Annotated in this window: 17 protein-coding genes; 2 read left to right on the forward strand and 15 right to left on the reverse strand. The window is 62.9% G+C overall.

Annotated elements, in window-relative coordinates; all coding sequences use genetic code 11:
- Positions 1-146 precede the first annotated feature (146 nt).
- Entirely contained in the window at positions 147-3146 is a 3000-nt protein-coding gene (polA, locus tag Tal182_RS00925) for a DNA polymerase I (RefSeq protein WP_085857780.1), read from the forward strand.
- 170 nt (positions 3147-3316) lie between these two features.
- Positions 3317-5665, forward strand: a complete 2349-nt coding sequence (locus Tal182_RS00930) for a DNA translocase FtsK (protein WP_085857781.1) — start codon at positions 3317-3319, stop codon at positions 5663-5665.
- Between the two features lie 36 nt (positions 5666-5701).
- Here the strand turns inward: Tal182_RS00930 and Tal182_RS00935 are convergent, their stop codons facing one another.
- From Tal182_RS00935 to phnG, 15 genes are all read right to left on the reverse strand, one after another.
- On the reverse strand, positions 5702-6151 hold the full coding sequence (locus Tal182_RS00935) for a GrpB family protein (RefSeq protein ID WP_245344849.1): 450 nt from the start codon (positions 6149-6151) through the stop codon (positions 5702-5704).
- A 75-nt stretch (positions 6152-6226) separates the two neighbouring features.
- On the reverse strand, positions 6227-6823 hold the full coding sequence (gene phnN, locus Tal182_RS00940; RefSeq protein ID WP_064800251.1) for a phosphonate metabolism protein/1,5-bisphosphokinase (PRPP-forming) PhnN: 597 nt from the start codon (positions 6821-6823) through the stop codon (positions 6227-6229).
- On the reverse strand, positions 6820-7959 hold the full coding sequence (locus Tal182_RS00945; protein ID WP_085857782.1) for an alpha-D-ribose 1-methylphosphonate 5-triphosphate diphosphatase: 1140 nt from the start codon (positions 7957-7959) through the stop codon (positions 6820-6822). Before Tal182_RS00945 ends, phnN begins: the two co-directional genes overlap by 4 nt.
- A 13-nt stretch (positions 7960-7972) precedes the next feature.
- Positions 7973-8668, reverse strand: a complete 696-nt coding sequence (locus Tal182_RS00950) for a DUF1045 domain-containing protein (RefSeq protein ID WP_064805822.1) — start codon at positions 8666-8668, stop codon at positions 7973-7975.
- A 141-nt stretch (positions 8669-8809) separates the two neighbouring features.
- The gene (gene phnE, locus Tal182_RS00955; protein WP_085857783.1) at positions 8810-10153 is read right to left on the reverse strand and encodes a phosphonate ABC transporter, permease protein PhnE; all 1344 of its coding nucleotides are present in this window, start codon (positions 10151-10153) and stop codon (positions 8810-8812) included.
- Between the two features lie 7 nt (positions 10154-10160).
- Positions 10161-11120 (reverse strand): phosphonate ABC transporter, permease protein PhnE, encoded by a 960-nt coding sequence (phnE, locus tag Tal182_RS00960; protein ID WP_085857784.1) that lies wholly within the window; start codon positions 11118-11120, stop codon positions 10161-10163.
- A gap of 172 nt (positions 11121-11292) precedes the next feature.
- Positions 11293-12198, reverse strand: a complete 906-nt coding sequence (gene phnD, locus Tal182_RS00965) for a phosphonate ABC transporter substrate-binding protein (protein ID WP_064800255.1) — start codon at positions 12196-12198, stop codon at positions 11293-11295.
- A gap of 88 nt (positions 12199-12286) precedes the next feature.
- Entirely contained in the window at positions 12287-13132 is an 846-nt protein-coding gene (gene phnC / locus Tal182_RS00970; protein ID WP_170965916.1) for a phosphonate ABC transporter ATP-binding protein, read from the reverse strand.
- 117 nt (positions 13133-13249) lie between these two features.
- Positions 13250-13867, reverse strand: a complete 618-nt coding sequence (locus tag Tal182_RS00975) for an acetyltransferase (protein ID WP_085857786.1) — start codon at positions 13865-13867, stop codon at positions 13250-13252.
- A complete protein-coding gene (gene phnL, locus Tal182_RS00980; RefSeq protein WP_064800258.1) occupies positions 13864-14571 on the reverse strand; it encodes a phosphonate C-P lyase system protein PhnL in 708 nt (235 codons plus the stop codon). The genes Tal182_RS00975 and phnL overlap by 4 nt, the downstream gene beginning before the upstream one ends.
- 27 nt (positions 14572-14598) lie before the next feature.
- Positions 14599-15375 carry a phosphonate C-P lyase system protein PhnK gene (gene phnK, locus Tal182_RS00985; protein ID WP_085857787.1) on the reverse strand — a complete coding sequence of 259 codons (777 nt, stop codon included), beginning with the start codon at positions 15373-15375 and terminating at the stop codon, positions 14599-14601.
- Entirely contained in the window at positions 15372-16247 is an 876-nt protein-coding gene (locus Tal182_RS00990; RefSeq protein ID WP_085857788.1) for an alpha-D-ribose 1-methylphosphonate 5-phosphate C-P-lyase PhnJ, read from the reverse strand. The genes phnK and Tal182_RS00990 overlap by 4 nt, the downstream gene beginning before the upstream one ends.
- On the reverse strand, positions 16244-17350 hold the full coding sequence (locus Tal182_RS00995) for a carbon-phosphorus lyase complex subunit PhnI (RefSeq protein ID WP_085857789.1): 1107 nt from the start codon (positions 17348-17350) through the stop codon (positions 16244-16246). Before Tal182_RS00995 ends, Tal182_RS00990 begins: the two co-directional genes overlap by 4 nt.
- A gap of 4 nt (positions 17351-17354) precedes the next feature.
- Positions 17355-17963 carry a phosphonate C-P lyase system protein PhnH gene (gene phnH, locus Tal182_RS01000; RefSeq protein WP_085857790.1) on the reverse strand — a complete coding sequence of 203 codons (609 nt, stop codon included), beginning with the start codon at positions 17961-17963 and terminating at the stop codon, positions 17355-17357.
- Positions 17963-18439 carry a phosphonate C-P lyase system protein PhnG gene (phnG, locus tag Tal182_RS01005; RefSeq protein WP_085857791.1) on the reverse strand — a complete coding sequence of 159 codons (477 nt, stop codon included), beginning with the start codon at positions 18437-18439 and terminating at the stop codon, positions 17963-17965. Before phnG ends, phnH begins: the two co-directional genes overlap by 1 nt.
- Between the last annotated feature and the right edge of the window lie 92 nt (positions 18440-18531).

The raw sequence follows: 18531 nt of genomic DNA on the forward strand, positions 1-18531 counted from the left end.
GGTGACATCGATTTGTAGCTACGAATGTGGTTTTTCAAGGGTCACGGTACGTTACAAATCGGTAACAGTTTGGTGAGCAGAAATCCTTCCGCTCTTGGCCGAACTTTATATGGACCTGGTTTCCTGCCCGCGCTATCCATGCGCACATGAAAAAAGGCGATCACCTCTTCCTAGTCGATGGTTCCGGCTTCATCTTTCGGGCCTTTCACGCACTGCCGCCGCTGACGCGCAAATCGGACGGCCTGCCGGTCGGCGCCGTTTCCGGTTTCTGCAACATGCTGTGGAAGCTCTTGCGGGATGCGCGCAACACCGATGTCGGGGTAACGCCGACCCATCTCGCCGTCATATTCGATTATTCCGCCAAGACCTTTCGTAAGGATCTCTACGACGCCTATAAGGCGAATCGTTCGGCCCCGCCCGAAGAGCTCATTCCCCAATTCGGCCTCATCAGAGAGGCGACCCGCGCCTTCAACCTGCCCTGCATCGAGACCGAAGGCTTCGAGGCCGACGACATCATCGCCACCTATGCCCGCCAGGCCGAGGCGGCAGGTGCCGACGTCACCATCGTCTCCTCCGACAAGGATCTGATGCAGCTCGTCACTCCCAATGTCCACATGTACGACAGCATGAAGGACAAGCAGATCGGCATTCCCGACGTTGTCGAGAAATGGGGCGTGCCGCCGGAAAAGATGATCGACCTGCAGGCGATGACCGGCGATTCTGTCGACAACGTTCCAGGCATTCCCGGCATCGGCCCTAAAACGGCTGCCCAGCTGCTTGAGGAATACGGCGACCTCGACACGCTGCTCGAACGCGCCACCGAGATCAAGCAGGTCAAGCGCCGCGAGACGATCCTTGCCAATATCGAGATGGCGCGGCTTTCGCGCGAACTCGTGCGGCTGCGCACCGACGTGCCGCTTGATCTCGATCTCGACGCGCTGGTGCTGGAACCGCAGAACGGCCCGAAGCTCGTCGGTTTCCTGAAGACGATGGAATTCACATCGCTGACCCGACGCGTCGCCGAAGTCTGCGATTGCGATGCGAGCGCCATCGAACCGGCGGTCGTCGCTATCGAATGGGGCAAGGCGGCCCATGGTCCCGATCTGGACGCGGCCGAGCCCGAAGCCGTCGCCGGCGGCATCCCAGACGTTTCGGGCGAAGCGGTGCCCGTGCCGCCTCGCGCGAAGGCGAAGGCCGGCGTCGAAGGCGCTTTTTCGCCGGCCGATCTCGCCAAAGCGCGGGCCGAGGCTTTTGCGGCGCTGCCTTTCGATCATTCGACCTATGTGACGATCCGCGATCTGGCGACGCTCGACAGATGGATCGCTGATGCCCGCGACACCGGCCTCGTGGCTTTCGATACCGAGACCACGTCGTTGGATGCGATGCAGGCCGAGCTTGTCGGCTTTGCGATGGCGATCGCCGACAATGTCAGCGATCCCACCGGCACGAAGATCCGTGCCGCCTATGTGCCGCTCGCCCATAAGAACGGCGTCGGCGATCTGCTCGGCGGCGGCCTTGCTGAAAACCAGATCCCCATGCGCGATGCCTTGCCGCGGCTGAAGGCATTGCTGGAGGACGAATCGGTTCTCAAGGTCGCCCAGAACCTGAAATACGACTACCTCCTGATGAAGCGCTACGGCATCGAGACGAAGAGTTTCGACGACACGATGCTGATCTCCTACGTGCTCGACGCCGGCACCGGAGCGCACGGCATGGACCCGCTCTCGGAAAAATTCCTCGGCCATACGCCGATCCCCTACAAGGATGTGGCGGGCAGCGGCAAGGCGAACGTCACCTTCGACCTCGTCGATATCGACCGCGCCACCCATTATGCCGCCGAAGACGCCGACGTGACACTGCGCCTCTGGCTGGTGCTGAAGCCGCGACTGGCGGCGGCGGGGCTGACCAGCGTCTACGAGCGGCTGGAGCGGCCGCTGCTGCCGGTGCTGGCGCATATGGAAGCGCGCGGCATCACCGTCGACCGGCAGATCCTGTCGCGGCTGTCCGGCGAACTGGCGCAGGGTGCGGCGCGCCTGGAAGACGAGATCTACCAGCTCGCCGGCGAGCGTTTCAACATCGGTTCGCCGAAGCAGCTGGGCGACATCCTGTTCGGCAAGATGGGCCTTGCCGGCGGCAGCAAGACGAAGACCGGACAATGGTCGACCTCCGCCTCGGTGCTCGAGGATCTCGCCGCAGCCGGTTTCGAGCTGCCGCGCAAGATCGTCGACTGGCGCCAAGTCACCAAGCTGAAATCCACCTATACCGACGCGCTTCCGGGCTATGTCCATCCGGAGACCAGGCGGGTCCACACCTCCTATTCGCTGGCTTCGACGACCACGGGGCGCCTGTCCTCGTCAGAACCGAACCTGCAGAATATTCCGGTGCGCACCGCAGAAGGCCGCAAGATCCGCACCGCCTTCATCTCGACGCCGGGTCACAAGCTGATCTCCGCCGACTACAGCCAGATCGAACTGCGGGTGCTTGCCCATGTGGCCGAGATCCCGCAGCTGACCAAGGCCTTCGAGGACGGCGTCGACATTCACGCCATGACCGCGTCGGAAATGTTCGGCGTGCCGGTCGAAGGCATGCCGGGCGAGGTGCGCCGCCGGGCCAAGGCGATCAATTTCGGCATCATCTACGGCATCTCCGCCTTCGGCCTCGCCAACCAGCTTTCGATCGAGCGTTCGGAAGCCGGCGACTACATCAAGAAATATTTCGAACGCTTCCCCGGGATCCGCGACTATATGGAGAGCCGCAAGGCGATGGCCCGCGACAAGGGTTATGTCGAAACGATCTTCGGCCGCCGCATCAACTATCCGGAAATCCGCTCCTCCAACCCTTCGGTGCGCGCCTTCAACGAACGGGCGGCGATCAACGCGCCGATCCAGGGCTCTGCGGCCGACGTCATCCGCCGGGCGATGATCAAGATGGAGCCGGCGCTCGCCGAAGCCGGTCTTGCCGAGCGCGTGCGCATGCTGCTGCAGGTGCATGACGAGCTGATTTTCGAGGTCGAGGACGAGGACGTCGAAAAGGCGATGCCGGTCATCGTCTCGGTCATGGAAAACGCTACGATGCCGGCGCTCGAAATGCGCGTGCCGCTCAAGGTCGATGCCCGCGCCGCCACCAATTGGGACGAGGCGCATTAACCGCCTCCCCAAAACGAAAAAGATTTTTCCGCCTTCCCTAACCCACTGAATTCACGACGATGTGCCGCCCTGGGCCGTATCGGAACGATACGGCTGGAAGGAACTTATTAACCTTCCTTTTCTATCCCGGTAGGGTCGTAATTTGTTAGGCATGAGTGAGTAGCGGACGCATGCGTTTTCCCAGAACCAATTTGACGGATGCCGCAGATTTTTCCAGCGGCATTGAAACGGAGCTTCCGGAGGAAAATCCAGGCGAGAGGCCGCCGGCGCCGATCTGGCAGAGCAACTTCTCGCTCGCGCCGAATGTTCGCTTCACCCGCACGCCCGAAACGCTGATCAGCCGCCGCCGCCCATCGAACGAGCCCGTTCGCTGCGAATCGGAAGCGGAGCAGCAGGCGATACGGATAGAACCGGTGGCGGTCGACGTGCCCTTCGATATCTACCTGCCGGAGCCCGCTGAACCTGCCGTAGCGCAGGCGGAGATCGAGGCGCTGCAGCCGCCGGCCGCCGCGGTGGAGGCTCCTACCCTGCGCGTCGCTTCCGAACTGTCTTCGATTTCCGATTTTGCCTTCTGGGAAGTCATGGCCTTCGAGGAAGGCGAACCGGTGCGCGCGCCCTCGATCATTCTTCCGAAGATCGAGACCGCGCCCGAATCAATCACCTCGCTGTTTCGCATCATGGAATGGCGTCCGGGCGCGCTGAAGCCCGCTCAGACCGCTTCCCGACCGGTCCAGCCACCGGCTGCAGCGCCCGCGCCGGTAGCTCCGCGCCCGCCGGCGGCGATTTCTCTGGAAAGGCCCGTGCGTACCCGCGAGGCGGCGATTGCACCGGCGCCGCAGGTCGCGCCCCAGACTGCGCCGATGCCTCAGGTCACGCCGGTGCCTCAGCCCCCCATCGTGCCTCAGCCCGCCGCCGTACCTCGGCCTACACCCCCGGTCGCCGCGGTCCTGCCGTCGCCGCGCCTTGCGGCGAGGCCTGAAAGGGTCGATGCATCGGGTTATGAATTCCCGCCGCGCGCGCTGTTGCAGGAGCCGCCTGAGCGTCTCGGCGAGATCATGTCGCAGGAGACGCTGGAGCAGAATGCCGGTCTTCTGGAAAGCGTGCTTGAGGATTTCGGCATCAAGGGCGAGATCATCCATGTCCGCCCCGGCCCCGTCGTCACCCTTTATGAATTCGAGCCGGCGCCCGGCGTGAAATCCTCGCGCGTTATCGGCCTGGCCGACGATATCGCCCGCTCGATGTCGGCGCTGTCGGCTCGCGTCGCCGTCGTCCCTGGCCGCAACGTCATCGGCATCGAGCTGCCGAACGTTACCCGTGAAACCGTCTATTTCCGCGAGATGATCGAGAGCCAGGATTTCGACAAGAGCGGCTATAAGCTGGCGCTCGGCCTCGGCAAGACCATCGGCGGTGAGCCTGTGATCGCCGAACTCGCAAAGATGCCGCACCTGCTCGTCGCCGGCACCACCGGCTCGGGGAAATCGGTTGCCATCAATACGATGATCCTGTCGCTGCTCTACCGCATGACGCCGGAACAGTGCCGGCTGATCATGGTCGACCCGAAGATGCTCGAACTTTCCGTTTATGACGGGATTCCGCATCTGCTGACGCCCGTCGTCACCGACCCGAAGAAGGCCGTCATGGCATTGAAATGGGCGGTGCGCGAGATGGAGGAGCGTTATCGCAAGATGTCGCGCCTCGGCGTGCGCAACATCGACGGTTACAACGGCCGCGTCTCCCAGGCGCGCGAAAAGGGCGAGACCATCCACATCATGGTCCAGGTCGGCTTCGACCGGCAGACCGGCGCGCCGATCGAGGAAAGCCAAGAGCTGGATCTTGCGCCGATGCCTTATATCGTCGTCATCGTCGACGAGATGGCTGATCTGATGATGGTCGCTGGCAAGGAGATCGAGGGTGCGATCCAGCGTCTGGCGCAGATGGCGCGCGCCGCAGGCATTCACCTGATCATGGCGACCCAGCGTCCGTCGGTCGATGTCATCACCGGCACGATCAAGGCGAATTTCCCGACCCGCATTTCCTTCCAGGTGACCTCGAAGATCGACAGCCGCACCATCCTCGGCGAGCAGGGGGCCGAGCAGCTGCTCGGCCAGGGCGACATGCTGCATATGCAGGGCGGCGGACGTATCGCCCGCGTCCACGGTCCCTTCGTCTCCGATGCCGAAGTGGAAAAGGTCGTTGCGCACCTGAAGACGCAGGGTCGCCCCGAATATCTCGACACTGTGACCGCCGACGAGGAGGAAGAGCCGGAAGAGGAAGACGCCGGCGCCGTTTTCGACAAAAGCGCCATGGCCTCAGAGGACGGCAACGAGCTTTACGAGCAGGCGGTCAAGGTCGTCATGCGCGACAAGAAGTGCTCGACCTCCTATATCCAGCGCCGCCTCGGCATCGGCTATAACCGCGCTGCTTCACTGGTCGAGCGCATGGAGAAGGAAGGTCTCGTCGGTCCGGCAAATCATGTCGGCAAGCGCGAGATCGTTTCCGGGCGAAGCGACGGCGATTGATAGACAATGACCGAAGTGCGCAACGCCTCTTCGGTCTCATCTTCTCAACGCGGCCAACTCTACTGTTTCATTGACGAAGGCTGATTTTCCGCCGGTATAGAAATCCCAATCGCCGTCTGCCTCCGCCGCCAGCCGGCGTTTCAGGTCGGCATAGGCTTTGGCCCTGTCGGGATGGTCTCTGAGATAATCGCGAAACAGGATGCGTTCTTGATGCGCGCGATTGTCGGGACCGCAAAGATAGAGTCTGAAACCATAACACTCGCGATTCCGGGTAAAGACCCAGCGGCCGTCGCCATGAGGGTCGCCGTGAAAGATGAAGTGGGCGGCGCGTACCAATTCGATTGCTGGCGGTAGCGCTTCATCGGATATCGCGATGACATCGAGGTCGATCTTCGGCTTGGCCGCAAGGCCGGGCACCGATGTACTGCCGATATGGTCGATGGACAGCACGAGATCACCGAGCAGGATGGAGACTTCGACGCTGATTTAAGCAAACAGCAGCGGCCAGGAAGGGTCGTAATCGACGACTTTGATGGCGCGCATCCTGCTTCTCTACCGTCGTCAGCGCACTTCGGCCAGCAATCCGTCCAGGATCGCGATCATCTTCTGCTCGGCCTCTTCGAGCGAGCCGCTATTGTCGAGCTCCGTCACATCGTAGTCCCCACGCACGGTCAGCGGGCCGCGAGCGAGCCTGGCCATGATGTCCTCGTGTGTCTCGCGGCCGCGCGCTTCGAGCCGGCTGGCGAGCACGTCGGGGCTGGCCGTGACATTGATGACCTTCAGCCGCGGGAAAGCGGCCTGGAAGCGGTGAAGCGCCGAGCGCGAGCCGTTGGCCACGACGACGTGGCCTCGCGACAGCGCCACCGAGACTTCGGCCGGAATGCCGTATCTCAGGCCATGCGCTTCCCACCAGACGGCGAAGGAGCCTGACTGCTCCATGGCGGCAAAGCCTTGGAGAGAGACGGAAAGATGATCCTCGCCGCCGGCATCACGGTGGCGGGTTATGACGCGGCGGGCGAAATGCACGTTGTCGCGGCCGGCAAAACGCCGCGCAGCGAGATTCATCAGCGTGTCCTTGCCGGCGCCGCTCGGCCCGACGACGACGACCATGATGCCGCGTTCGGCTCCGGCTGCTGCATGGGGTTCGTGCGGGGTCATGCGACACGGCGTCCCTGGCGCCAGACGGAGCGTGTGACCGGCACGCCGTGCGAGCGGTGGACACGGACGAGATCGGCGCGCAACCCGGTCGCGATCCGGCCGCGATCGTGGAGGCTGACGGTGCGGGCAGGCGTCGACGTCACCATCGCGATCGCTTTCGGAAGGGTGATGCTCTCCACCTCGTCGGCAAGGATGAAGGGTGCATGCAGCAAGCTGAGCGGCACGTAGTCGGAGGACAGCACGTCGAGCACGCCCATTTCGGCGAGATCGCGCGCGGCGATGTTGCCGGAGTGGGATTTGCCGCGCACGATATTCGGCGCGCCCATCAGTACGCTCATGCCGTGCTCGTGCGATGCCCGGGCGGCATCGAAGCTGGTCGGAAACTCGGCAAGGCGCACGCCATTGTCGATTGCCTCGTCGACATGGGAGAGCGTGGCGTCGTCGTGGCTTGCGACCGTGATGCCGCGCTCGGCGCAAACCTTGGCGATGGCATTGCGATGCGGGGTTGAATTGCGCGCCGATTCCGCCTGGCGCTTGGCGACGAAACGGGCGAAGGCCTCGTCGCTCAGGCCCCGCTTCTTCTGATAGTAGAAGATGTATTGATCCATCGTCTGGAACTGTCGCTGGCCGGGCGCATGATCCATCAGCGAGACCAGCCGCACATGCGGATCGTTTTCGAAATCGGCGAAATGTTCGAGTACGTTGTCGGCCGAAACCTCGCAGCGAAGATGGATGAGGTGCTCGGCGCGCAGCCGGCCTTCCTTCTCCGCTGATTGAATGGCGTCGGCCATCTCGCGCATCTCGCCATGTTCGAAACCGCCGTCCTCGTCCGCGCCCATGCGCAGGCAGTCGAAGACCGTCGTGATGCCCGATGTGACGATCTGGGCGTCATGCGCCTGGACGGCAGCGGTCTTGTGCCAGCGGATGCCCGGGCGCGGCTGGTAATGGCCTTCGAGATGGTCGGTATGCAGTTCGACAAGGCCGGGAATGACGTAATCGCCCTCGAAATCTTCGCCGGCTACCGAATTGCCTTCGGAGACGTCGGCGATCTTGCCGTCGCGGATGAGGATCGATCCTGAAAGGATGTCGTCCTCCAGAACGATGCGGGCGTTGGAAAAGACGGTCTCTTTGCTCATATCGTCAGGTCTTTCAGCTTTTGGCGCCGGAAAGCGGCAGCCAGGAATGAACTTTGAACGGGGCGCCGCGCCTCTCCTCGATGAAGACGGCGAGGCCGGAAATCGAAAGCGGCCGGCCGGTGAAACCGGAAAAACGCTCCGCCAGGACCGTTTTCATCGTCTCGGCACGTGTCTCGGGCACCTGGCCGCTCAGCGTCATGTGGAAACCGAAATCCTCCATGACGTAAGGATAACCCCAGCGTTGCAGATTGGCGCGCTGGCTGTCGCTGAGCCTCTCCGGATTGCGGCGCGCGATATCGGCCTCGGAAAGCGTCGCGCGGAACGGCTCGAAGGATTTTACCACCTTCGCGGCGAAATCCTGAAGAGGTTGATGAAGAGAAGCCGGAACAAGGGCAAAAAAACGGCCGAGCTGCCCGAGCACGAGTTGAGGAATCTCGAAGGCGGGGGTCCGGGCGGCAAACTCCTCCGCGAAGGCCATGAGATCCTTTTCGGTGACGGAAGCGGCAAGCGAAAACGGCGCCTTGATCGTCGCGTGAAAGCCGTAGCGGCGTGGGTCGGCGGTCAGCTCGAACTGCTCTGCCGCACCGAGTGTCTCATGGTCGGGTGCAGGATAGGTTTCGCCGGTGAAAGCATCGCGGCCGAGCCAGCGCGAAGCCGCGCCGGTCAGGGGATCTTCCTTCGGCGGCGAGAAATAGAGGGCGTAGCGCAAGGCTTTTATCCTGGGGATCATCGAAACGGGGAGGGCAATGTGCAGTGATTTGGCGGCGAACCGCAAGCAGGCTCCCGGCTAAAAGATTTCCGTGACAGAATGATGATGGCGGCAGCGCCGCCACCGCCCCTCATCGATCGATCAGTGCGTCTTCGTGCCCATCAACCGGTGGCGCAGCGCGTTCGAAGCGGCGTCGAACAGGAAGACGACGATCAGGATCAGAATGACCATATAGGCGACGTTTTCCCAGTTGGCGTTGGTGCGCATCGCCTCCCAGAGCTTGAGGCCGATGCCGCCCGCGCCGACGGCGCCGATGATCGTGGCGCCGCGCACATTCGATTCCCACTGGTAGAGCGTCTGGCTGACGAAGATGGGAACGATCTGCGGCATGATGCCGTAACGATGGACGAGCACCGTCTGGGCGCCGGTCGATTTGATGCCTTCCCGCGGCTTGTTGTCGATGTTCTCGAGTCCCTCGGAATAGAGCTTGCCGAGCGTGCCGGTCTCGGTGAGGAAGATCGCGCCGCTGCCGGCAAGCGGCCCGGGGCCGAAGGCACGCGTCAGGAACAGCGCCCAGATCAGCATGTCGACCGAGCGCAGGAAATCGAAGAAGCGCTTGAGGATCTGATTCAGAAGGCGGTTCGGTGTGATGTTGCGCGCCGCCAGGAAGGCGAGCGGGAAGGCGGCGAGCGCGCCGAGCAGTGTTCCGAGAAAGGCCATGACGATCGTCTGGAACAGCTTGGTCCAGACGTCGCCATGCTGCCATTCGCTGTTGTTCCAGATGTCATCGAAGGCGAGCGACAGATTGGTCTGGTCGGGCTTGATGCGCGGGCCGGAGACGATGAGGCCGATGATTTCGCCGACCGGCTTGTCGAAGAAGGAGGATTGCGTGTCGAAGAGGAAATTCGCCCAGCCGAGGAAGCGTTTGCGAACCTTGACGCGATCGACGGAAATGCTGACGTCGCCGGCAAAGCCGAGCTCCGCGAGCACGTTGTCGTCATAGACCGTCATCCAGCTCGGCACCGGCCCGACCACCTCAGGCGCGCCGCTCGAAACGTCGACGGGGACGCTGATGCCGTGTGCAGTCACGATCGTTTCGCTCTTCGAGACGGTGACGCTACGGCCGGTGCCGCTGACGGAAACGGTGATGCTGCCGTCGGGATTGTTGACCACCCAGTCCGGATGCGGATTATCGCCGAGCGGCGAGAAGCGGGGATAACGCACCTCGATCGAGCCGTCCTCCTGGATGCGGAGGTCCGGCTGGACATCGTAGCTCACCCATTGGCTGAGATAGATGCCGACGCGCTCCCAGTGGGCTTCGGCAAGAAGCTTTGGCAGGTCGAAGAACCAGACGGCGTAAAGACCGTAGAGCAGCGTCGCAATGAGGATCATCAGCCCCCCGAAACGCTGGCGGAACGACCGGTGGAAATATTCCGGATAGCGCGCTTCGATCTCATGCATGCGGTTTGCGTCGATCACCGTCATGGCGGCCTCAATGTTGCAGAAGGAAAGCGTGCTCGCCGACGAGACGGCGTCGCAGCCATGCGGAGAACTGGTCGACGGCGACGATCGTCACGAACAGCAGCAGAACGAGCGCCATCGTCTTGGCGCCGAAGCCGCGTGAGATCGAAAGCTTCAGCTCCTCGCCGATGCCGCCGCCGCCGACGGCGCCGATGATGGTCGAGGCGCGCACGTTGACCTCCAGGCGCAGCAGCGCATAAGAGGTGAAATTCGGCAGCACCTGCGGCAGCGCGGCGAAGCGCACGCGCTCCCACCAGTTGGCGCCGACGGCCTTCATCCCCTCATGCGGCTTCATGTCGATATTTTCGGCGACTTCGTAGAAGAGTTTGCCGAGCGCGCCAATCGTGTGCAGGGTGATGGCGATGATGGCGGCGACCGGCCCAATCGACAGGATCGCCGAAAAAAGGCCGGCGATCACGATTTCGGGGAAGGCGCGCAGGAACTCCATCAGCCGCTTGGTGAAGATGCGCAGCGGCCATGAACTCGTGAGGTTGCGCGCGGCAAAGAAGCTCAAGGGAACAGCAAAGATGAAGGCGATAATTGTCGAGATCAGCGCCACGTTGATCGTCACGATCATCAGCTCGAGATATTCCGGAATGTAGAAGGCGCCCCAGACGTAGACACGGCCCTTGTCGAAATTGAATTCCTCGCCGCCTTTGTCGTTGACGCTTGTTATGTCGAAAAGCGCGCGCCAGACGTCGTTCCAATCCTTGGGGATGAGCCAGCTCAGGAAGTCGAAGAGATGTGGCAGGCGGTCGAAGAAATGGCCGGCATTGCTCTCGTCGGCGAATCGGACGGAACTGACGAAAGCCACAGTGAGGATCATCAGGCCGAGGACGGTGTAAAATCGGCGCCTGGCGACCATCCGCTCCCAGGCGGTGCGGATATCCTGCGTGCTCTGGATGTGCGGCTGTGTATCGGCAATAGTCATGGATGCCCCGCCTGCTACATAATTCCATCCTCAAATCGAGTTCGATTTGAGGATGGAATTATGTAGCAATTCAAAGTTCGACAGCGTCCTTTACGCGTCTGAAAAGACGCGCGGCGCTGTAGTCACAAAAGAAGGGGCGGCCGTTGCCGGCCGCCCCGTATTCAAAAGACGATCAGCCGCCGATGGCCGCCTTGCGAACTTCGACGACAGCATTGTAGAAGTCGTGCTTGACGGGGGCGTAGCCCTTGTAGTCGCCGCCTTCGACAGCCGAGAAGCACTTGTGATCCTTTTCCGGCAGGGCCGTGAAGAAGGCTGCGAGCTTCGTCTGCCACTCTTCGCCGAGGGCGTTGCGCACGACGAGCGGGCCGTTCGGGATCAGCGGCGAACGCCAGACTTCAACGAGCTTGTTCGGATCCACGGCGCCCTTGTCGACTTCTTTGCGGAAGGTGCCGGAGGTGTAGCCGTCCTTGAAATCGCCGATGCCCGACGAATCGTCGACGGCAACGTCGACCTTGCCGTCATAGGCGGCAAGCAGGTTGTTTTCATGACCGCCGTTGAACTGGGTCGAGGCAAAGAACTTGTCGTTGGGCATGCCGGTGTCCTTCGGGATCTGCGTCAGCGGCACGAGGTAACCGGAGGTGGAGTCCGGATCGGCGTAGCCGAGCTTCTTGCCCTTGGCGTCCTTGATGGTCTTGATGCCGGAGGACTTCAGTGCGAGGCCGATCGAGTGATAACCCGTCGAACCATCTTTCTGCTGCGTCGTCAGGATCGGCGTAACAGCCTTCGGGTCCTTGAGGTAGACGGAGGCGTAGCCCGAAGCGCCGAGTTCGGCGAAGTCGAGCGTGCCGCCGAGCAGACCCTGGATCACGCCGTCATAATCGGCGGCCGGGAAGAGCGAGACCTTCTCGAAGCCGAACTCCTGCTTCAGATGGTCGGCGAGGCAGGCATAATTGCGCAGGCGGTCGGTTTCGTTTTCGCCGCCAAGGATGCCGATGCGGAATTCTTTAAGGTCTGCGGCATTGGCGGCGCCGGCGAGCGCGAACAGCGCCGTTGCCGCAAAGAGTGCTTTCTTCAACATGCGTTCTCTCCTATCGACCGGTGTCCCCGGCCTTCCCGTTACGAAGAAATGTGCCCTTGACGCGGGCGTTCGATCGCGGCCGTCCCGCTCAAAGGCCGGCCAATGCCAGCGGTTGGGCGCCGGCGGATTGATTGTCTGCCCGCTCGGCAGCGATAGTGATGGACGTCGACGTCATGGTTTCGTCGATGCCGGCGCCATCCTTGTCCGTTCCGTAGATTGCCTTCACTGCTTCGGCCGTCAGCTCCGACGGTTTGCCGTCGAAGACGACGCGGCCGCCGGCCATGCCGACGATGCGCTCACAATAGTTGCGGGCGGTGTCGAGCGTATGCAGATTGGTGATGACGGTGATGCCCTCACGCTCGTTGATGTCGCGCAGCGCATCCATGACGATCTTGGCGTTCAGCGGGTCGAGCGAGGCGATCGGCTCGTCGGCGAGGACCATCTTCGGGTTCTGCATCAGGGCGCGGGCGATCGCCACGCGCTGCTGCTGGCCGCCGGAAAGCGTGCCGGCCGGCTGCAGCGCCGTCTGCTCGATGCCGAGGCGTTCGAGCGCGGCGATCGCATGCACGCGTTCCTCGCGGGTGAAGATGTTGAGGAGGCTCAGAAGCGTCGAGCGGTGATTGAGGCGGCCGAGCATGACATTGGTGAGAACGTCGAGGCGCGGCACCAGGTTGAACTGCTGGAAGATCATCGCGCAGTCGCGCTGCCAGTTGCGCAGCGCCCGGCCGCGAAGCCCGGAAACCTCGACGCCGGCGAAATGGATGGAGCCGGAGCTCGGCTCCTGCAGCCGGTTGATCATGCGCAAGAGCGTCGACTTGCCGGCGCCGGAGCGGCCGATGACGCCGACCATCTGGCCTTGGGGAATGGTGAGGGTGACGGTGTCGACGGCGAGCTTCTTTCCGAAACGACGGGTGACATCCTTCAGCTCGAACATCATGCTCTTCCCTTGCGCTCCAGACCTTAGTCAGCATCGCATTAGTCCCGCTTCATGAACCTCACGTGTCATATTTGTGTAGTTCGTGTCACAATTCACCGCGCCTATATCGGAGGTTCAGCCACCATATCTCGCCAGAAAATCTTCCGCGCTAAGGTTGCGAAAATCCTGCAAGGCTTGGCGCAGCCGGTCGTGCTCCCAGTCCCACCAGGCGAGCCGGTCCATGTGTTCGCCGACCGGTTTCGAAAACCGTTCGCGGATCAGTTTCGCCGGCACGCCGCCGACGATCGTGTATGGCGCGACGTCCTTCGATACGACCGCGCCGGCGCCGATCACCGCGCCGTTGCCGACATTGACGCCCGGCAGGATCGTTGCGCCATGGCCGATCCAGATGTCGTGGCCGATCGTCACCCGGTTCGAGCGCCGCCAGGCGAAAAAGTCCGTCTCCATGTCGGCGTCCGGCCAATAATCGGCGGCGCGATAAGTGAAATGATGCAGCGTCGCGCGCCAGGTCGGATGGTTGGTGGCGTTGATGCGCACGGCGGCAGCGATATTGACGAACTTGCCGATCGTCGCACACCAGACGGAGCCGTCCTGCATGATGTAGGAATAGTCGCCGAAAGTGGCTTCGCTGATGCGGCAGCGTTCGGAGACCTCCGTATAGCGCCCGAAAGTGGAGCCGCTGACATCGGCCGTTTCGTGGATATAGGGCTCGATGCCCAACTGGCGGCTCATGCGGCGATCTTCCTCGGCGAGAATTGCTGGACGTCGAGGATGCGGTCGGCGACGGCCTCGCGCACCTCCTCGTCGTGGAAGATGCCGAGAAGGGCGACGCCTGCCTTTTTCTTCTCCGCGATCATGCCGACGACAACGGCGCGGTTTTTCGCATCGAGCGAGGCTGTGGGTTCATCGAGAAGCAGGATCGTATGCTCGGTGATGAAGCCGCGGGCGATGTTGACGCGCTGCTGCTCGCCGCCGGAGAAGGTGGCGGGCGGAAGCTGCCACAGCGCCTCCGGCAGGTTGAGCTCGGCGAGCAGCGCGCCTGCTTTTTCGCGTGCAACGACGATTTCTTCGCCGCGCGCCACGAGCGGTTCGGCCACCACGTCGATCGCCGCCACGCGCGGTACGGTGCGCAGGAACTGGCTGACATAGCCGAGTGTATCGCGGCGAACTTTGAGCACGGTGCGCGGATCGGCGGCGGCGAGATCGACGATCCGTCCATCGTGGCGGATGAGGATCTGGCCGGTATCGACGGCATAATTGCCGTAGATCATCTTGAGCAGCGAGCTCTTGCCGATGCCCGAGGGGCCTCCGAGCACGACGCATTCGCCTGACGACACGGAGAAGGCGACGTCGGAGACGACGGGCAGCCTGATGCCGTCGCGCAGGTGCATGGTGAAGCTCTTCGAGACTTCGGAAACGACGAGGGGCGTTGGCATTGTTTCTTCCTATTTTCTAACGACGGCTCAGACCTGCAGGATCGAGGAGACGAGCAGTTGCGTGTAAGGCTCCCTGGGATCGTCGAGCACGCGGTCGGTGAGACCCTGTTCGATGACGGAGCCGTCCTTCATCACCATCATGCGGTGCGAAAGCAGACGGGCGACGGCAAGATCATGGGTGACGATGATGGCCGAAAGGCCGAGATCGTTGACGAGGCCGCGCACCAGATCGAGCAGACGCGCCTGCACCGAAACGTCGAGGCCGCCGGTCGGCTCGTCCATGAAGACCAGACGCGGACCGGTGACGAGATTGCGGGCGATCTGCAGGCGTTGGCGCATGCCGCCGGAAAAGGCGCGCGGCTGATCGTCGATGCGATCGGCATCGATCTCGACGCGTTCGAGCCAGTCGATGGCGGTGGAGCGGATCTTGCCGTAGTGCCGGTCGCCGATCGCCATCAGCCGTTCGCCGACATTGGCGCCGGCCGAGACGGTCATGCGCAGCCCGTCGGCCGGGTTCTGGTGCACGAAGCCCCAGTCGGTGCGCATCAGGAAGCGGCGTTCGGCCTCGTTCATATGATAGAGGTCGCGGTAGCTGTCATCGCGCATATGGTATTCGACGCTGCCGGTCGTCGGCATCAGCCGGGTGGAGATGCAGTTGAGCAGCGTCGTCTTGCCCGAACCGGATTCGCCGACGATGGCCAGCACCTCGCCGGGCCAGAGCTCGAAGGAGACGTTCCGGCAGCCGATGCGCTTGCCGTAGAACTTCGAGAGGTCGTTGACCTTGAGAAGCGGTGTGTCGGTCATTCTGCAGCCTCCCGGGCCAGCATTTCGCCGGCATGCCCCTGGGCCCGGCGGTCTTCGCAATGGTCGGTGTCGGAGCAGACGAACATGCGCCCGCCCTTGTCGTCGAGGATGACCTCATCGAGGTAGACATCCTCTGCGCCACAGAGCGCGCAGGGCCTGTCGAAGCGCTGGATCTCGAAGGGATGGTCTTCAAAGTCCAGGCTGACGACATCGGTATAGGGCGGCACGGCATAGATACGCTTTTCGCGGCCGGCCCCGAAAAGCTGCAGCGCTTCCGATCTGTGCATCTTCGGATTATCGAACTTCGGCGTCGGCGACGGGTCCATGACGTAGCGGCCAAACACCTTGACCGGATAGGCATAGGTCGTGGCGATGCGGCCGTTGCGGGCGATATCCTCATAGAGCTTCACATGCATGAGGCCATATTCCTCGAGCGCATGCATTTTGCGCGTCTCGGTCTCGCGCGGTTCGAGGAAACGCAGCGGCTCGGGGATCGGCACCTGATAGACGAGCACCTGGCCGGGCCCGAGCTTCTCTTCCGGGATGCGGTGGCGCGTCTGGATGATCGTCGCCTCGCTGGTGCGCGTTGTCACCGCGACATTGGCGACCTTCTGGAAGAAGGCGCGGATCGAGACGGCGTTGGTCGTGTCGTCGGCGCCCTGGTCGATCACCTTCAGCACGTCATCGGGCCCGATGATCGAAGCCGTCACCTGCACACCGCCGGTGCCCCAGCCATAGGGCATCGGCATTTCTCTGCTGGCGAAGGGCACCTGGTAGCCGGGAATGGCGATCGCCTTCAAAATGGCGCGGCGGATCATCCGCTTGGTCTGTTCGTCGAGATAGGCGAAGTTGTAGCTGGCGAGATCGCTCATTCGGCCGCTTCCTTCATGTCTTCGCCACCGTTGCGGGCGGCTTCGAATTCGCGGCGCATGCGGCGGACGAGATCGAGTTCCGCCTGGAAATCCACATAATGCGGCAGCTTCAGGTGCTCGACGAAGCCCGTTGCTTGGACATTGTCGGAATGGGAGATGACGAATTCCTCGTCCTGGGCCGGCGCGGTGATGTCCTCGCCGAGCTCTTCGGCGCGAAGCGCCCGATCAACAAGCGACATTGCCATCGCCTTGCGCTCGCTCTGGCCGAAGACCAGGCCGTAGCCGCGGGTGAATTGCGGCGGCGCCTTGGCCGAGCCCTTGAACTGGTTGACCATCTGGCATTCGGTGATCTGGACGACGCCGAGCGAGACGGCGAAACCGAGCTCCGGCACGTCGAACTCCACCTCGACCGCGCCGATGCGGATCTCGCCGGTGAAGGGGTGGTTGCGGCCATAGCCGCGCTGCGTGGAATAACCGAGCGCCAGCAGGAAGCCTTCATCGCCGCGGGAAAGCGCCTGCAAGCGCAGATCGCGGGACATCGGGAATTCCATCGGCTCGCGGGTCAGATCGCCGATCTCGTGATCTTCGGGCATGTCGCCGTCAGCCTCGATCAGGCCCTCCTCGCCGAGGATTTCGGAGACGCACATGACGCGGCCGGTCTCGGCTGTGCGCTGCGCGGGCGCCTCGACCGCTTCGTCCTGAAGCAGTGAGGGATCGAGCAGCCGGTGAGTATAATCGAAAGTAGGACCAAGAAGCTGGCCCCCCGGCAGGTCCTTGTAGGTCGCCGAGATGCGCCGTTCGATCGTCATCTCAGCCGTGTCGAGCGGTTTGGAATAGCCGAAGCGCGGCAGCGTCGTGCGGTAAGCGCGCAGCAGGAAGATCGCCTCGATCATGTCTCCGCGCGACTGACGCACGGCCAGCGCGGCGAGGGTGCGGTCGAAAAGCGAGGCCTCGGCCATGACGCGGTCGACGGCGAGGGCGAGTTGTTCGACGATCTGCTCGATGCCGATCGCCGGCAGCGAACGGTCGCCGCGGCGGCGGTCGGCAAGCAGACGGTGGGCATTGGCGATGGCGGCCTCGCCACCCTTGACGGCAACATACATGAGCTCAGATCTCCGTTGCTGTGATCTTGGTGGTGCGCGGCAGACAGACGAAGCGCGTGCCCGACGTCAGCACGATGTCGATGCCGCGCGGGAAGAGCGCACGGTTCTCGGTCCAGAGCCTGAGGAAGGTCTCCGGCAGCCCCGCCGGCGCGATCTCCACGACGCTCTGGATGCCCGGACCCATCAGCGCCAGCCTGCGTCCGCCTTCGAGTTCGGGAAGTTCGATGACGACAGTCGTCGAGCGGTCGGGATATTCCTGCGTGCCTGATGCGAACAGGCCGAAGGAGCAAAGCGCAGTGCCCGCCTCAATGAAGGCAAAACGCGCATCGGCCTTTTCGGCTGTCAGGGGCGCGCCGGTGTGGAAGCCGAGCCACTCCGGCATGGCGGATTTCGCCAGTCCCGAGGTAAGCCAGACTGATGTGTCGTGGTCGCAAAGGGTGAGCGCGATCGCGCCGGCGGCAATGCCGAGCGGCGCCGGCGGAGCGATATCGGGCGCAACTGTCTGGATGGCGCCGGGACGGGCCATGCCGTCCATCAGCATCTTGAAGACGCTCTGCGCATGGAAAACCGGGTCGGCAAAACCGCCGGTCAAGGCTTCTGTCGCAAGACCCATCAGTTGTCTCCCCGTACCATGGTGAAGAAATCGACGCGGGTTGCCGCCGTCTCGTCCGCCTTGCGGCACTCAGCGACGGCGATGCGTGCGGCAATCGGCGAAAGCAGCGCCTGTTCGACGAAATCCCTGGTCGCCTCCTCCTGCCAGAGCGCATCGAAGATCGCCGCAAGGCGGGCCTTCTCCCGGTCGGTGCCGAGCGCCTGCGCATGGCCGATGGAGCCGGTCTCGAGCCGCACCGTTGCGCGCGTCACCGTCACCTCGCCGAGATTGAAAGGAGCTCCGCCGCCGCCGATGCGGCCGCGCACCATCACCAGTCCCGTCTCCGGTCCGCGCACCGGATAAGCCACGGGCTTCTGCGGCAACGCATCCCAGGCTACCTGGAGTTCGCTCCGTTCCGCACGCGCCAGCAGATCGGCGGCGCGTTTGCGCTCCGAGACCGTCTGTGACGCGGCGTCTTTCTTGTCCGCTGATATCATCGCTGCTTTCCCCGAAATGTCTATTGATATAGACAACCATACAAGCTATACCTAGCCTTAAATCGGTGTCGTGACAAGCGTGTGACATCGTG

Origin of the sequence: Rhizobium sp. TAL182 (assembly GCF_002117725.1) — a bacterium.
GTDB lineage: Bacteria > Pseudomonadota > Alphaproteobacteria > Rhizobiales > Rhizobiaceae > Rhizobium > Rhizobium esperanzae.

Bases quoted from the DNA above. Each gene is read 5' to 3' on its own strand.
- polA (WP_085857780.1), top strand. From the start codon at position 147: ATGAAAAAAGGCGATCACCTCTTCCTAGTCGATGGTTCCGGCTTCATC.
- Tal182_RS00930 (WP_085857781.1), top strand. From the start codon at position 3,317: ATGCGTTTTCCCAGAACCAATTTGACGGATGCCGCAGATTTTTCCAGC.
- phnN (WP_064800251.1), bottom strand. From the start codon at position 6,823: ATGACCCCGCACGAACCCCATGCAGCAGCCGGAGCCGAACGCGGCATC.
- Tal182_RS00945 (WP_085857782.1), bottom strand. From the start codon at position 7,959: ATGAGCAAAGAGACCGTCTTTTCCAACGCCCGCATCGTTCTGGAGGAC.
- phnE (WP_085857783.1), bottom strand. From the start codon at position 10,153: ATGACGGTGATCGACGCAAACCGCATGCATGAGATCGAAGCGCGCTAT.
- phnE (WP_085857784.1), bottom strand. From the start codon at position 11,120: ATGACTATTGCCGATACACAGCCGCACATCCAGAGCACGCAGGATATC.
- phnD (WP_064800255.1), bottom strand. From the start codon at position 12,198: ATGTTGAAGAAAGCACTCTTTGCGGCAACGGCGCTGTTCGCGCTCGCC.
- phnC (WP_170965916.1), bottom strand. From the start codon at position 13,132: ATGTTCGAGCTGAAGGATGTCACCCGTCGTTTCGGAAAGAAGCTCGCC.
- Tal182_RS00975 (WP_085857786.1), bottom strand. From the start codon at position 13,867: ATGAGCCGCCAGTTGGGCATCGAGCCCTATATCCACGAAACGGCCGAT.
- phnL (WP_064800258.1), bottom strand. From the start codon at position 14,571: ATGCCAACGCCCCTCGTCGTTTCCGAAGTCTCGAAGAGCTTCACCATG.
- phnK (WP_085857787.1), bottom strand. From the start codon at position 15,375: ATGACCGACACACCGCTTCTCAAGGTCAACGACCTCTCGAAGTTCTAC.
- Tal182_RS00990 (WP_085857788.1), bottom strand. From the start codon at position 16,247: ATGAGCGATCTCGCCAGCTACAACTTCGCCTATCTCGACGAACAGACC.
- Tal182_RS00995 (WP_085857789.1), bottom strand. From the start codon at position 17,350: ATGTATGTTGCCGTCAAGGGTGGCGAGGCCGCCATCGCCAATGCCCAC.
- phnH (WP_085857790.1), bottom strand. From the start codon at position 17,963: ATGGGTCTTGCGACAGAAGCCTTGACCGGCGGTTTTGCCGACCCGGTT.
- phnG (WP_085857791.1), bottom strand. From the start codon at position 18,439: ATGATATCAGCGGACAAGAAAGACGCCGCGTCACAGACGGTCTCGGAG.